Source organism: Thalassospira sp. MCCC 1A01428 (genome assembly GCF_002115825.1).
Classification (GTDB): domain Bacteria; phylum Pseudomonadota; class Alphaproteobacteria; order Rhodospirillales; family Thalassospiraceae; genus Thalassospira.
In genome coordinates, this window is the sequence record NZ_JFJZ01000007.1 from 26,531 (window position 1) to 40,795 (window position 14,265).

General features: G+C 53.7%; 13 protein-coding genes. 9 read left to right on the forward strand and 4 right to left on the reverse strand.

Going from position 1 to position 14,265, the window contains the following annotated elements; all coding sequences use genetic code 11:
- The first annotated feature begins 101 nt into the window (after positions 1–101).
- From THS27_RS07825 to THS27_RS07845, 5 genes are all read left to right on the forward strand, one after another.
- A complete protein-coding gene (locus THS27_RS07825; protein WP_085589597.1) occupies positions 102–1,778 on the forward strand; it encodes an NAD+ synthase in 1,677 nt (558 codons plus the stop codon).
- A gap of 178 nt (positions 1,779–1,956) precedes the next feature.
- Complete coding sequence (locus THS27_RS07830) at positions 1,957–3,309, forward strand: glutamate--tRNA ligase (protein WP_085589859.1); 1,353 nt, start codon at positions 1,957–1,959, stop codon at positions 3,307–3,309.
- Between the two features lie 60 nt (positions 3,310–3,369).
- Complete coding sequence (cysS, locus tag THS27_RS07835; protein ID WP_085589599.1) at positions 3,370–4,755, forward strand: cysteine--tRNA ligase; 1,386 nt, start codon at positions 3,370–3,372, stop codon at positions 4,753–4,755.
- A 240-nt stretch (positions 4,756–4,995) separates the two neighbouring features.
- Positions 4,996–5,970, forward strand: a complete 975-nt coding sequence (locus THS27_RS07840; protein ID WP_210402856.1) for an aldo/keto reductase — start codon at positions 4,996–4,998, stop codon at positions 5,968–5,970.
- On the forward strand, positions 5,967–6,719 hold the full coding sequence (locus THS27_RS07845; protein ID WP_210402857.1) for a DUF6064 family protein: 753 nt from the start codon (positions 5,967–5,969) through the stop codon (positions 6,717–6,719). The genes THS27_RS07840 and THS27_RS07845 overlap by 4 nt, the downstream gene beginning before the upstream one ends.
- A 38-nt stretch (positions 6,720–6,757) precedes the next feature.
- Here THS27_RS07845 and THS27_RS07850 read toward each other — a convergent pair whose 3' ends face one another.
- From THS27_RS07850 to THS27_RS07865, 3 genes are all read right to left on the reverse strand, one after another.
- On the reverse strand, positions 6,758–7,396 hold the full coding sequence (locus THS27_RS07850) for a LysE family translocator (RefSeq protein ID WP_085589600.1): 639 nt from the start codon (positions 7,394–7,396) through the stop codon (positions 6,758–6,760).
- 315 nt (positions 7,397–7,711) lie between these two features.
- The gene (locus tag THS27_RS07860; protein WP_085589862.1) at positions 7,712–8,374 is read right to left on the reverse strand and encodes a DsbA family oxidoreductase; all 663 of its coding nucleotides are present in this window, start codon (positions 8,372–8,374) and stop codon (positions 7,712–7,714) included.
- Between the two features lie 235 nt (positions 8,375–8,609).
- Entirely contained in the window at positions 8,610–8,873 is a 264-nt protein-coding gene (locus THS27_RS07865) for a hypothetical protein (RefSeq protein WP_085589604.1), read from the reverse strand.
- Between the two features lie 332 nt (positions 8,874–9,205).
- Here THS27_RS07865 and cimA point away from each other — a divergent pair, with 332 nt between their 5' ends.
- Positions 9,206–10,819, forward strand: a complete 1,614-nt coding sequence (gene cimA, locus THS27_RS07870) for a citramalate synthase (RefSeq protein WP_085589864.1) — start codon at positions 9,206–9,208, stop codon at positions 10,817–10,819.
- A gap of 208 nt (positions 10,820–11,027) precedes the next feature.
- Entirely contained in the window at positions 11,028–11,816 is a 789-nt protein-coding gene (locus THS27_RS07875) for an RNA methyltransferase (protein ID WP_085589606.1), read from the forward strand.
- Between the two features lie 129 nt (positions 11,817–11,945).
- Here the strand turns inward: THS27_RS07875 and THS27_RS07880 are convergent, their stop codons facing one another.
- The gene (locus THS27_RS07880; protein ID WP_246832888.1) at positions 11,946–12,557 is read right to left on the reverse strand and encodes a fasciclin domain-containing protein; all 612 of its coding nucleotides are present in this window, start codon (positions 12,555–12,557) and stop codon (positions 11,946–11,948) included.
- 405 nt (positions 12,558–12,962) lie between these two features.
- On the opposite strand from THS27_RS07880, the gene rpsD reads away from it, so the two are divergent.
- Positions 12,963–13,580 carry a 30S ribosomal protein S4 gene (gene rpsD / locus THS27_RS07885; protein ID WP_085589608.1) on the forward strand — a complete coding sequence of 206 codons (618 nt, stop codon included), beginning with the start codon at positions 12,963–12,965 and terminating at the stop codon, positions 13,578–13,580.
- A 193-nt stretch (positions 13,581–13,773) separates the two neighbouring features.
- Positions 13,774–14,238, forward strand: a complete 465-nt coding sequence (locus THS27_RS07890; RefSeq protein ID WP_085589610.1) for a PACE efflux transporter — start codon at positions 13,774–13,776, stop codon at positions 14,236–14,238.
- Positions 14,239–14,265 lie beyond the last annotated feature (27 nt).

The window sequence follows — 14,265 nt, forward strand, 5'->3', positions numbered from 1 at the left end:
CCGCAAGCAACGATCTATCCGGGGATGGGTTGTAAAAGCATCGGGGGCTATTGCAATTTCCGCAATTGACTTGCGGGCGGACCCCTCCTATTCCAAACAACATGAAAAACAAACTCGCCATTGCCATTGCCCAGTTAAACCCCGTTGTCGGCGATATTGCCGGGAACGCGGAAAAAATTGTGGCTGCCTGGGAATCTGCGGCCGCCAGGGGCGCGGATATTGTCCTTTATTCTGAACTGGTGTTGTCGGGCTATCCGCCCGAGGATCTGGTGATGAAACCGTCTTTCATGCGCCATTTGAAAAATGCGGTTGAAGATATTTGCAAACGCACGGCTTCGCGCAAAAACGGACCGGCCCTGTTGCTGACCACCCCGTGGGAATTTGATGGTAGCCGTTACAATGCCGTGTTGCTGATTGATGGCGGCACCATTGAAACTGTGCGTGCCAAAAATGATTTGCCCAATTACGGCGTGTTTGATGAAAAACGCGTTTTCGCCGCTGGACCGATGCCCGATGTCGTTGATTTTCGCGGGATCAAACTGGGGGTTCCGATTTGCGAAGATGTGTGGACGCCCCATGTGGTGGCCCATCTGGCCGGGCGCGGTGCCGAATTTATGCTGGTGCCCAATGGCTCGCCGTTTGAGGCCGACAAGGATGGGTTGCGTCGCCAGCTGATTCGTGACCGGGTGCTGGAATGCGGCTTGCCGATGATTTATTGCAACGAAGTCGGCGGGCAGGACGAACTGGTTTTTGATGGCGGTTCGTTTGGCTTGAATGGCGAGGGAAACCTTGCCGTTGCCCTGCCTGCCTTTGCCGAATCGGTCCAGATTTCCAACTGGTCACGCGATGGCGATGGCAAATGGTATTGCGAGGATGCCACCCCCGATGCGCGTTATCCATCCGGCCTGGATGCGATATACCAGACGCTGGTGTTGGGTCTGCGTGATTATGTGAATAAAAACCGGTTTCCCGGTGTTGTTATTGGCATGTCTGGCGGGATTGATTCGGCCCTGTCCGCCGCCATCGCGGTGGATGCCCTGGGGGCAGACCGGGTGCGTCTGGTGATGATGCCATCGCCCTATACCTCGGCTGATAGCCTGGAAGATGCACAAATTTGCGCCGATATGCTAAAAACCGGTATCGAAAGCATTAATATCGGCCCGGCGATGGAGGCCTTTGGTACCATGCTGGCCCCGGCCTTTGCCGGGCGCGACCCCGACATTGCCGAAGAAAACATTCAGGCGCGGTCCCGTGGCATTATCCTGATGGGGATTTCCAACAAATTTGGCCATATGGTTTTGACCACAGGCAATAAATCGGAAATGTCGGTTGGGTATGCTACCTTGTATGGTGATATGTGCGGTGGGTATTCGGTTTTAAAAGACCTTTATAAAACCACGGTGTTTGCCCTGTGTCACTGGCGCAACGCCCATTGCCCGCAAGGTGTTTTTGGGCCAGAGGGCATGGTAATTCCCGAACGGATCATTACCAAACCGCCTTCGGCGGAATTGCGCCCGGACCAGAAAGACGAAGACAGCCTGCCGCCCTATGATGTTCTGGATGATATCCTGCACCAGATGATTGAAGGGGAGCGTAGCGTTGCTGAAATTGTTGCCTGTGGCCATGATGAAGAAACGGTGCGCCGGGTGTGGCGTTTGCTGGATCGTGCCGAATATAAACGCCGACAAGCCCCGCCGGGGGTGAAAATTACGCCGCGTGCCTTTGGCCGCGACCGGCGATACCCGATTACCAATGGTTTTACCAATCTGGTAACCTGATGTTAAAACGCGTTGAGCGACATCGATCAACGCGCCCCTCACTTGGCGGGCGGGCTTTAATAAAGCCCTTGCCTCTCGCGGTATTGGCCGCGCGGCGCAGTCGCGCCTAACCGGATTTTGACGAGGTAACCCTCGGCATGGTCTGGTATGACATGGATTTTGTTTGAAAAATATTGATATGAAAAAACCTGTTTTACGATTTGCACCCAGCCCGACCGGCTTGCTTCATGTAGGCAATGCCCGTGTTGCCATGATGAACTGGTTATATGCCCGCAAGCATGGTGGTGAATTTATCCTGCGCTTTGACGACACCGACCCGGAACGGTCCAAGGATGAATATGTTGATGCCATTCGCGAGGACTTGCGCTGGCTGGGCATTGACTGGGACCGCGAGGAACGCCAGTCGCTGCGTCAGGACAAATACGACGTTGCGATTGAAAAGCTGAAAGCCGAAAAGCTGCTTTATCCGTGCTATGAAACGGAAGGCGAGCTGAACTGGAAACGCAAGGCCGCCCGCCAGCGTCACCAGCCTTTCATCTATGATCGCAAGGCCCTGATCCTTGATCCTGCCGAAGTTCGTGCGCTGGAAGCCGAAGGGCGCACGCCCTATTGGCGTTTCCTGCTGCCCGATGGCGTGGTGGAATGGGATGATATGTGCCGTGGCCTGTGCCATTTTGACACCGAACATGTGTCGGACCCGGTTCTGATCCGTGAAGACGGATCCTTGCTGTATATGCTGGGGTCGGTTGTGGATGATCTTGAAATGGGCGTTACCCATATCATTCGCGGTGAAGACCATGTGACCAATACCGTGGCACAAATTCTGGTTTATATGGCGCTGGGCGGCAAGGCTGGCGGGCTTGATTTTGGCCATACGCCGCTGTTGGCCGGGCCGGGCGGATCGCAGCTTTCCAAACGGCTGGGCAGCCTTTCGTTGCGCGAATTGCGCAATGACGGCTTTGAAGTTCCGGCTTTGGTCGGGCTTTTGACCGGGCTTGGTGCGTCTGACCGGATTGAACCGGTAACGATGCGTGGTGCCATCGAAACGTTTGATATTTCGGCCTATGGCCGGTCGACGCCAAAATTTGACCCGGCTGATCTGGCATCCCTGAACGAAAAAATCGTTCATGAAATGCCGTTTGATCAGGCACAGGAAAAGCTGGTTGCGGCCGGTATGGAAGGCATTGACGAAGATTTCTGGCTGGCGGTGCGCGGCAATTGCTGGCGTGTGGCCGAAGCGCGCGAATGGTGGGATGTAATCCACGCTGTTACCGCGCCCGAAATTGACGAAGAAGATGGTGAATTTTTGCGCCAGGCGGCCGATATCCTGCCCCAGGGGGCGCTTGACGCAACAAGCTGGAAAAGCTGGACCGGTGCGCTTAAGGAAGCAACCGGCCGCAAGGGAAAACAATTGTTCATGCCGTTACGCAAGGCCCTGACCGGGCGCGAACATGGCCCGGAAATGTCGGCAATGTTGCCGTTGATTGGCAGTGAAAAGGCCCGTGCGCGGCTGTGTGGCACGGCGGTCTGATTTCGGTCGGATCGCCCGAAAATGACAGCTGCTTTCACGCCATTTGAACGGACCAGAAAAATGACCGATACATATCCAGAACTGCGTATTTACGACAGCATGACCCGCGAAAAGCAGGTTTTTGTCCCGATTGACGACGAAGACGTGCGTTTGTATGTCTGCGGACCAACGGTTTATGACTATGCCCATGTTGGCAATGCCCGCCCGGTGGTGGTGTTTGATACGCTGGTACGTTTGTTGCGTTACCTCTATCCGAACGTCACCTATGTTCGCAACGTCACCGACATTGATGATAAAATCAATCAGCGTGCCCGTGACAGCGGCGAAAGCATTTCGGTTATTACCGCACGTACCCACCAGGCCTATCTTGACGATATGGATGCGCTGAATGCGGACAAACCCGATATTGAACCGCGTGCGACCGACCATATCCCCGATATGATCGCGATGTGCGAAAACCTGATCGAACAGGGATTTGCCTATGCTGCCGAAGGGCATGTTTTGTTTGCGGTTTCGAAATACGAGCAATATGGCAAATTATCGCGGCGCAATCGCGATGAAATGATTGCCGGTGCCCGGGTTGAAGTTGCGCCTTATAAAAAGGACCCGGCGGACTTTGTGTTGTGGAAACCGTCTGACGATGACACGCCGGGCTGGGACAGCCCGTGGGGCCGGGGTCGCCCGGGCTGGCATATTGAATGCTCGGCCATGTCGACGCGCTATCTGGGTGAAAATTTTGACATTCATGGCGGCGGCATTGATCTGGTGTTTCCGCATCATGAAAATGAAATTGCCCAAAGCTGCTGCGCAAATCATGGGTCCAGCTATGCCAAATACTGGATGCATAACGGCCACCTGATGGTTGAAGGCGAAAAAATGTCCAAGTCATTGGGCAATTTTGTCACCGTGCATGAATTGCTGGAAAGCTGGCCGGGCGAAGCCATTCGTCTTGCCATGATGGGCACCCATTATCACCAGCCGATCAACTGGACAGAAGAAAACCTGCGCCAGGCCAAAGAAGCACTGGACCGTTTTTATACGGCCCTGCGCCAGACATCATACATCATTCATGAAGATGCCGATGTGCCTGACGGGGTGTTGAACGCGCTGTGTGATGATTTGAATACGCCATTGGCCATTGCCGAGTTCCACGAGCTGATTACCCAGCTGAACAAGGCCAAGAACGACCGTAAAAAGGCCGAAGCCAAAGGCCGTGTTCTGGCGGCAGCCGAATTGCTGGGTATTCTGGAAATCGATGTTGACAGCTGGTTTACCGGTGGTGGCGATGAGGATGAAGCCGCAGAAATCGATGCCCTGATTAAAGAGCGTGCTGAAGCCAAGAAAAACCGCGATTTTGCCGCTGCCGACCAGATCCGCAATGATTTGCTGGCCCGCGGTATTATTCTGGAAGACTTCAAGGACGGAACAACCTGGAAACGTGGTTGATCTGTTCGGTTCGATGATTTGCAAAAGGGCGCTGCCGGGAAACGGGTGGCGCCTTTTTCTTTGCATCAACAAAGACCACGCCGCTTTGGACAGGCTGAGGATGACTGTCATATTATGCGTTCTGTCGCGCCACTGTGCCGGATCGTATGCTGTTGCAAATGGGCCTCCCTTGCGCGGACGGGCATTTTGCGGCACCCTTGAGGGGTGATCGGACCCCGGATAATCAAGGGAAATGGTAACATGGCCTTTGCTGATATCAGTCGGCGCAGTTTTTTGGCAGGTGCAGGCAGCACGGTTGCCGCAAGCCTTGCCGGTATGCCTCTTATCCATGCTGGAACGGCACAGGGGCAGGTGGCGACCGGTGTATTACGCCGCAAAATACCTGGTAGCGATGTCTCAATTCCCGCCATAGGCCTTGGCAGCTGGATTACTTTTAATGTCGGTGTTGATCCGGTTTTGTTGAAAAACTGCACTGATGTAATGGCTGCCTTTTTTGCCGGGGGCGGCGAAATGATTGATTCTTCACCGATGTATGGATCATCGCAGGCGACCATCGGCCATGGTTTGAAAACACTGGGCATTCATCGCGATCAGGTTTTTGCGACCGACAAGGTTTGGACCAGTGACGAAAACGGGGGCGGTGATCAAATTGCGGAAACCGCCCGGCGCTGGGGCATTTCAAAGTTTGATTTGTTGCAAGTCCACAATCTGCGCGACTGGGAGGACCAGTTGCCGGTGTTACAGGCTAAAAAGGCTGCCGGTGAACTGGGGTATGTCGGTGTCACCACATCGCATGGACGACGTCATGAATTGTTGTCGGTGATCATGCAGCGCGAACCGCTTGATTTTGTGCAAGTGACCTATAACCCGCTGGATCGTGAAGTTGAAAACCGCATTTTACCAATCGCGCAGGAACGCGGTATGGCCGTTATCATTAATCGCCCTTTTCGCGGCGGGCATTTGACCAAGGCACTGCGTGGGGTGCCTGTTCCTGAATTTTCCAGCGAACTTGGCGCGCAAAGCTGGGCGCAACTGATTTTGAAATATATCGTTTCCCATCCGGCTGTTACCTGCGCCATTCCCGCAACAACGCGGGTGGACCATGTGCGTGAAAACCTTGCGGCGGCCATGCCGGGCAAGGGTAAAAAAGATGCCGTTTTGCCCACCCCGGATATGCGACATGCCATCGCCGCTGCCATAGGAGATGCCCTGTGACAGACTGGTGGGATTATCATTTGATTGATTTTTTGCTGTTTTCAACCCGGGTTTATTACCGGTTGTTTGTCAGCTTTAATCTGGCTTTTTGGCCGGTTAACCTGGTGTTGTATCTTGCGGGCGCGGTGCTGGTTTACAGGGGCTTGCGCGGGGGGCGGCTGTTTCAACGGGGTATTCTGGTTGTTTTGGCCGTGATGTGGGCATGGGCCGGTGCTGTTTTCATGGGGCATTATTACCGGCCAATCAATTGGGCCGTGCCATATATACTGCCGATATTTGCTTTCCAGGCTGTGATAATGGTGCTGTTTTCCTTGCGTAAAACGCCGCTTGTGTTTTGCTGGCGTGGTGACTTTTCCAGCATGGCCGGGGTGGCTTTGCTGATTTTGGCAATTCCGGTTTATCCGTTTTTTAGCGTGCTGGCCGGTCACGATGTTTTGGCCGCCGAACTTTTTGGCAGCGCCCCGGACCCGACAATTATCGGCACCCTGGGCTTTGTGTTGTTAATGCGTGGTACCTGGCGCTGGCTGTTGCTGCCTGCTCCGGTTTTGTGGTGCATTCTTACCAGCCTGACATTATGGGCGATGGACCAGGATATTGCGTGGTTGCCGCTGGTTGCGGCATGGCTGGCGATTTTGGGCGGCTGGATGGATGCCAAAAGTGGCGTGACACGCAAGCCGGAAGCAACCTCGCCCGTGCATTTAAATCGTGCACAACGCGGGGCCGCAGACCCGGCCGGTTTGGTAGAATAGCAACATCACAGATTGGCGATGCGGTAGGGATGTTCGGGTTAGCGGCTAAATAACAGTTTCACCCCGATGGCTGCAAAAAAGACGCCCAGAAACCCGTTGATCCAGCGGGCCATACGGCGATAAACCGCAATGACAGGCCGGGTTGAAAAAGCGGTGGCATAAAACAGGTGGATCACTGTCGATATTGCCCCGCATCCTGCCACAATGATCAGGCCCACCCATAACGGGGCACCGGGTTGCAAACCAATGGAAATAATCGCGATCCAGGTCAGGATGGCTTTGGGATTGGTTAAATGAAGGGCCAGCCCGCGACTGAAATAGTGGGCTGGGGCACGTAACGGGCCATTTTCGGCCCTGGCATCGGCAGGTGCCGGGCGAAAGGCAGATCTTAAGGCCTTGAATGCCATCCATAATAAATAGCACCCCCCGGCAATGCGAATGGCAAACATGGCATCGGCATAGGCGACCAGCAGGGCAGAAAGGCCCGAAAGTGTTATGGCACCGATGCAAAATGATCCGCTGCCAATGCCCAGGGCAAAGTAACGCCCGGCCCGGCGGCCTTCGCCAAGCGATACGCCCATTAACGCCATAAAGGCAGGGCCAGGGCTGATCAGGCCAACCAGCAAGGCGGCATAAGCGAGCAAAATACCGGGCAGATATAAATGAAGTTCTGTCATCGGAAGCCCCATTGTTTGCGTGTTTTAAAATCTAAACCCAAACAAAGGCAGCGTCGATGAGAGAAAGGGCCGGTTTTGTTCCATGCTGCCGGAATTGTCAGGATAGGTTTGCAGAATGGGGACTGCACTGGCAAAGGGCGAACTGACCTGAAACATGCGGTAAATGGCAGCAGTTTGGTTTTGCCCGACAACGAGAGGCAGGCATATAAAAATCACAGGCACATAAAAATCAGCGCCCGTTATAAAAGCCCGATACAAACAAAGCCCGGCAGGGGGTGCCGGGCTTTGTCAAAACGTGTTTGGGAAATGTGCCGCCTATTCGCCAGTTGCCCCGCGGGCAATTTCGGAAAGGGCCTGTTCAAAAACTTCGGGCGGGTGGCCGCCGCTAATGGCGTATTTGCCATTTACCACATAGGTCGGAACCGACGTAATACCGGCACTTTTAAATTCTTCTTCCTCGGCGCGAACTTCGCTGGCATAGGTGTCACTGTCTAGAATGTTACCGGCTTCTTCGGGGGACAGGCCAACTTCCTCGCAGCAGCGTTTTAAAACGCCATGGTCGCCGGGGTTTTCGCCCTCCTGAAAATAGGACCGGAACAGCGCCATTTTCAGTTCGGTCTGTTTGCCTTTTTTGCCTGCCCAATACAGCATGCGGTGACAATCAAAGGTGTTGTAAATGCGGCTGTCTGAACTGAAGTGAATGTCAAAACCGGCATTTTCGCCCATCATCTGGATGCGGTCGCGGTTTTCGGCACTCTGGTCCGGGGTCAGGGCATATTTTTCATGAATATGTTCGCCCAGCTCCTGGCCTTCCGGCCCCATGTCGGGGTTTAATTCGAACGGGTGCCAGCGCAATTTGGCATCGATCTGGCCCTCCAGATTTTGCAGGGCCTGCTCAAGATGTTTATAGCCGATAATGCACCACGGGCAGACAACGTCGGAAACAATGTCGATCTGCATTTTGGTCGGTTGGGTCATGCCGGGACCTTTTGTTATGAATGAACTTGCCCCAGACATAAGCCCTTGTCGCAGGAACGCAACCATTCTTGCAGTGCCGGTTGATCATTCGTTTGATAAAACAGTTCCTGTTAATGCAGGGGATCAGGGATTGTGACCAAAGGGGCACGGGGCAATGGCTTGCCATCGGTTGATTTTGCCATTGCCGATTGTTTGAAATTCACAGGAAGGGTGCCCGTCACCCTGGCAGGTCAGATCAGTTAATATCGAGCCTGGCATGACGAACCTGATCAATCAGGTATTCGGCAAATGTTTCTATCGTCGGGCAGGACCATTCGGCGCGGGTTTTAATGCCGTTACGCATCCAGTATCCATGCCATCTGTCGTCCGTGTCGCGGCAAATGGTGTATTCTGCAAAACGGTCAGCCGCGCGCCAGCAATGCTTTCCGTCGCGATGCCATGTCAGCCCGCCCAGAAAAATCAGATCGTCCGATTCCGATATGGCGGCAATACGAGCCATATGACTATTTCCCTAGAACCAAGTGATAAGTCCTTAATCGCATGTATAGCAACGCTATGTTGAGGTGACTGAGGCACTGCATCTATAAGTGTATATATCAATATAGTGCCACCGCTATCGCCTGCACAATCATGCAGGGGGACAGGTTTGCTACTCTAAAGGCGGTGAAACGGCGGATTTTGCCGTTTTTCTCTCTGGTGTGGTAACGAGGTTGCGCCAGACGAGGTTTTGCGGCAATTTGCCAGACCGTCCCGGTACAGGATATCGGGGACACACCTCTTTTTTCGATGGTTGCCCGTGTGGCGCCGCATCAATGCAGATTTGGAACCAATATGTCTGACAAGCGCGTCTATCTCTATGACAGTACCTTGCGCGATGGGCAACAGACCCAGGGCGTCGATTTTTCAGCCGCGGATAAAACCGCGATTGCCAAGGCACTGGACGAGCTGTCGATTGACTATATTGAAGGCGGTTGGCCCGGCGCAAACCCGACGGATGATGCGTTTTTTGCCAGCCCGCCCAAACTTAAAAATTCTCGTCTGACTGCCTTTGGCATGACACGGCGTGCCGGTCGCTCCGCTTCGAACGATCCGGGGTTGGCCACCCTGATCCAGAATGCGCCGGTGGTGTGCATGGTAGGCAAAAGCTGGGATTTTCAGGTGACCGAGGCGTTAGGCATCGAACTGGATGAAAACATCGCGATGATTTCGGAATCGGTCGCGCATGTGAAACAGCATAGCGAGGAAGTGCTGTTTGATTCCGAGCATTTCTTTGATGGGTATAAAGCCAATCGCGACTATGCCCTGTCAGCCATTCAGGCGGCTTATGATGCCGGTGCGCGCTGGGTTGTGCTGTGTGATACCAATGGCGGCACCCTGCCAGACGAGATTTTTGACATTGTGACCGATGTCTGCACCCGCATCCCCGGAAGCCATGTTGGCATTCATTGCCATAACGATACCGAAAATGCGGTTGCCAATTCGCTGGCGGCGGTCCGGGCCGGGGCACGGCAAATTCAGGGCACGCTCAATGGTCTTGGGGAACGGTGCGGTAATGCCAACCTGATTTCCATCATCCCGACCCTGATGTTGAAAATGGGCTATGACGTGGGCATTAGCGCACAGCAACTAACCCAGTTGCGTCGTATTTCGCATATTCTCGATGACCGTCTCAACCGCGAACCAACCCGCCAGGCGGCCTATGTTGGTGAATCGGCCTTTGCCCATAAGGGCGGTTTGCATGTGTCGGCGGTCGAGAAAAACCCGGCCTGCTATGAACATGTCGAACCCGAAAAAGTTGGCAATCAGCGCCAGATTCTGGTGTCAGACCAGGCGGGGCGTTCCAATATTCTGGCACGGTTTCGCGAAATTGGTGTCGAGGTTGACCCGAAATCCGAAGCAGTCGGCAGGCTGGTGGAACTGGTCAAACAGCGCGAATTTGACGGTTATGCTTATGATGGGGCCGAAGCCAGCTTTGAACTGTTAGCCCGCAAGGCGATGGGCGAACTTGAACGCTATTTCCGTGTCACATCTTTCCGCGTGATCGACGAACGCCGCTGGGTGGATGAACAGGACGAACAGGTTATCACCATGTCGGAAGCCACGGTAAAAGTGGTGGTAGGCGACGAACAGTTCATGTCGGTGGCCGAGGGTAACGGCCCGGTCAACGCCCTTGATGCTGCCCTGCGCAAGGTGCTGTTAACTGTGCCGGAATACCGCGAGGTCATCGCGCCGATCGAACTGATCGATTACAAGGTGCGGATCATAACCCGTGGCGACGGCACCCGTGCGGTTACCCGCGTGATGATCGAAAGCCGCGATGCCGAAGGCAACAGCTGGGCAACCGTCGGTGTTTCAAGCAACATTATCGAGGCGTCCTATAACGCCTTGCGCGATTCCATAAGTTACAAGCTGTTTAAAGCCGGGATTCGCAGCCAGCATTCGTGATGAATGCGTTTGTTTGCTGTATCGGGTGGTGTCGTGCGTGCCCGGCGTCGGCCCTATAGGGTTATGTGTGTGCTGATGCTGGTGCTGCGCGGCAGGAAATGCTAAAGCAGCGCGCAATCACGGGCGGGTTTACCGCCTTTTATGGATTGGTGCCGGTTATTGGCTGGTGTGTAACGGTGCCGATGAACACTATAGGAGACTTCAGGGGATGAGTGATACCCCAACTGCGGCCCGCCCCGAAACGGCAGGTGTGGTTAACCCACCCGTTATCATTTTAATTGAACCGCAGCTTGGCGATAATATTGGCAAGGCGGCGCGGGCAATGTTGAATTGCGGGCTGGTGGATTTGCGGCTGGTGCGCCCGCGCGATGGCTGGCCCAATGAACGGGCAACTGCCAATGCGTCCGGCGCGGATATCGTGATCGACAATACCAGGGTGTTTGAACGCGAAGAAGACGCGCTGGCCGATTTGAACCGTATTTATGTGACAACTGCACGCACCCGTGATGCTGTTAAACCGGTTTTTACCCCGCGGGGGCTTGCCCCGGAAATGCGTGCCAATATTGGCAAGGGCGAAAAAATTGGTGTGATGTTCGGGCCGGAACGCACCGGTGTGCGCAACGAACATATTGCCATGGCGGATGCCGTTGTTACCGTGCCGCTTAATCCCGGTTTTACCTCGCTTAACCTGGCGCAGGCCGTGCTTTTGATTGGGTATGAGTGGTGGCAGGCCGGGGTCGATGTGCCCGATTACCAGATGATGATGAACGATTCGTTCCCCGCCACCCATGACGAGGTTGAACGGATGTTTGTGCATCTGGAGCATGAACTTGATGAATCCGGTTTTTTCCGTGTCGAGGAAAAGCGACCGGCAATGGAACGCAATATTCGCAATATTTTTACCCGTATCGGTTTGACCCACCAGGAGGTGCAAACCATTCGCGGGATGGTATCGGCCATGCGCGGGGCAAAGCATAAACCCAAACCAAAATCCTGATTGGCCGTTAGACCTGCGGCTGTTTGTGCGCTGAGGCCAGGACATAACCAAAGACAAAGCCCCCGGAAAATGTTCCGGGGGCTTGTCATATAGGGCCTGAAAAGGCCGTGTTGTGCGAGGAATGCCAGCCTAGTTTGGCATTAACACGGTATCGACCACATGGATCACGCCGTTCGACTGCATGACATTGGCCGTGGTAACTTTTGACCAGTTGCCTTTTTCATCGACGATATAAAGCGCACCGTCTTTCATTTCGGCGGTAATGGTGCCGCCTTCAACGGTGGTCATTTTATACATGCCACCCATCATCATGGCTTTTTCCATCAGGTCCTTGGCGGTCAGTGTGCCCGGCACCACGTGATAGGTCAGGATTTTGGTCAGGGTCGGTTTGTTTTCCGGCTTTAACAGGGTGTCGACGGTGCCAGCGGGAAGTTTGTCAAAGGCGTCGTTGGTGGGGGCAAATACCGTGAACGGGCCGGGGCCAGACAGGGTATCAACCAGGCCCGCAGCTTTGACAGCAGCAACCAGGGTTGTGTGGTCTTTGGAATTGACCGCGTTTTCAATGATGTTTTTTGACGGATACATCGGCGCACCGCCCACCATCACCACATGTTTTTCGGGGGTCATGGCGGTGTTGGACTTCATCATGTCGTCTTTGTTCGCGTGCATGTCAGATGAACACGCACCCAGCGCAAGTGCCATTGTCGCGGATGCAATTACCATCATGGAACGAAATTTCATGGTCTCGATGTCCTAAGCTCGTTCGTTCGCGGCTTGTCTTTTTTTATCCTGCGTGTTTCGCCGCGTAACTTCATTATTGTCAAAACGGGTCCCAAGAGCTGATCCGGTTTGAACACGCATGGTAAAAATTGTTACGCGGCGACGGGCGAACTGGATTGGAACTTTTGACAAAAAAGTGCAGGGTGCCTCCGCAATGCCGGAAAACGACCGGAAAAAAGATGCACTCAATCGACCAGACAGGCTGGTTTTCTGCGGTTTCCGTTTGACTCGTGCGGATTCATCTCTATATTGCGCCTCACTTCCGAGAAAGCGGGTCGCGGCAAGGTTCTGCGTCCCCGTTCTGCAAACAGCCTGTTTGCAGAAACTATCGGGACAACAAAGCACTTTTAAAAAAGCGAGTTTACAATGTCGAAACGTATTGCTGCCAAGCATAAAATTGACCGCCGCCTTGGTGTAAACCTTTGGGGCCGTTCCAAATCGCCGCTGAACAAGCGCGAATATGCTCCGGGCATGCACGGCGCAACCCGCCGTAAAAAACCGACCGATTATGGTATCCAGCTGTTCGCCAAACAGCAGCTTAAAGGCTACTATGGTTCGATCTCGGAAAAACAGTTCCTGCGTTATTTCAAAGAAGCATCGCGTCGCCCGGGTGATACCTCGGAAACCCTGATCGGGATTCTCGAAACCCGTCTGGACGCTGTTGTCTATCGTATGAAATTCGTTCCGACCGTGTTTGCTTCACGTCAGTTCGTGAACCATGGCCACGTCCTGGTCAATGGCAAGAAGGTCACCATTCCTTCTTACCTGGTCAAGGAAGGCGACGTTGTTGAAGTCAAATCGGCTTCGCGCGAAATCCCGATGGTTATGGAAGCTGCAACCCTGGCAGAACGTGACATTCCCGAATATCTCGAAGTTGACCCGAAAGCCTTCAAAGGTACTTTCGTTCGCGTCCCGAAATTCGCCGAAGTCCCGTACCCGGTTCAGATGCAGCCGAGCCTGGTTGTCGAATTCTATTCGCGTTAATCTGTTTTACAGGTTTCGCCGAATACAAAAAGAAACGCTCGCTGTTTTCAGCGGGCGTTTTTTTTGTGCCGGTTATTTGATGGTGTTTGATCCATCAGATATGTTCAGGCAAAATGACATATCAAAACGAGGACGACCTCGCCCGGTTCGGGTTTTATATGTTCGGGACGACCCGATAAGATAAGAGGTCGCCATGCGCACGACACTTGACCGTATCCGCCATACTCTCAGCTTTGAAATTATCGGCCTTGCCATTGTTGCCCCGCTGGGCACGTGGGCGTTTGACATGCCAATCCATGATATTGGTGTGGTGGCCCTGTTTAGTGCCGTTCTGGCAGCGGTGTGGAACTATGTTTTCAATGTGCTGTTTGACCGCAGCATGATTGCGCTATGGGGCAATGTTCACAAAACAGTACCGTTGCGCGTGGCACATGCGGTTTTGTTCGAGGCGGGCTTGCTGGTTGTTTTAATGCCGCTGATCGCCTGGTATCTGCATGTCAGCCTGTTGCAGGCTTTTATGATGGATGTATCATTTTCGGCGTTTTATCTGGTGTATGCGTTTGTTTTTAACTGGGCCTACGATGTTTTGTTCCCGGTGCCACAAGCCCCTTGCAAGAACGGAAAGCAGGCGGGCAACGCAGATAGTACCAACTGGTAAAACCCGTAAGGACCCAATAAAAAACAC

Coding starts and splice junctions, on each gene's coding strand:
- THS27_RS07865 (WP_085589604.1), bottom strand. CDS start 8,873: ATGGCTCGTATTGCCGCCATATCGGAATCGGACGATCTGATTTTTCTG.
- THS27_RS07890 (WP_085589610.1), top strand. CDS start 13,774: ATGCGCACGACACTTGACCGTATCCGCCATACTCTCAGCTTTGAAATT.
- THS27_RS07860 (WP_085589862.1), bottom strand. CDS start 8,374: ATGACCCAACCGACCAAAATGCAGATCGACATTGTTTCCGACGTTGTC.
- THS27_RS07830 (WP_085589859.1), top strand. CDS start 1,957: ATGAAAAAACCTGTTTTACGATTTGCACCCAGCCCGACCGGCTTGCTT.
- cimA (WP_085589864.1), top strand. CDS start 9,206: ATGTCTGACAAGCGCGTCTATCTCTATGACAGTACCTTGCGCGATGGG.
- THS27_RS07880 (WP_246832888.1), bottom strand. CDS start 12,557: ATGAAATTTCGTTCCATGATGGTAATTGCATCCGCGACAATGGCACTT.
- THS27_RS07875 (WP_085589606.1), top strand. CDS start 11,028: ATGAGTGATACCCCAACTGCGGCCCGCCCCGAAACGGCAGGTGTGGTT.
- THS27_RS07850 (WP_085589600.1), bottom strand. CDS start 7,396: ATGACAGAACTTCATTTATATCTGCCCGGTATTTTGCTCGCTTATGCC.
- THS27_RS07825 (WP_085589597.1), top strand. CDS start 102: ATGAAAAACAAACTCGCCATTGCCATTGCCCAGTTAAACCCCGTTGTC.
- THS27_RS07840 (WP_210402856.1), top strand. CDS start 4,996: ATGGCCTTTGCTGATATCAGTCGGCGCAGTTTTTTGGCAGGTGCAGGC.
- rpsD (WP_085589608.1), top strand. CDS start 12,963: ATGTCGAAACGTATTGCTGCCAAGCATAAAATTGACCGCCGCCTTGGT.
- cysS (WP_085589599.1), top strand. CDS start 3,370: ATGACCGATACATATCCAGAACTGCGTATTTACGACAGCATGACCCGC.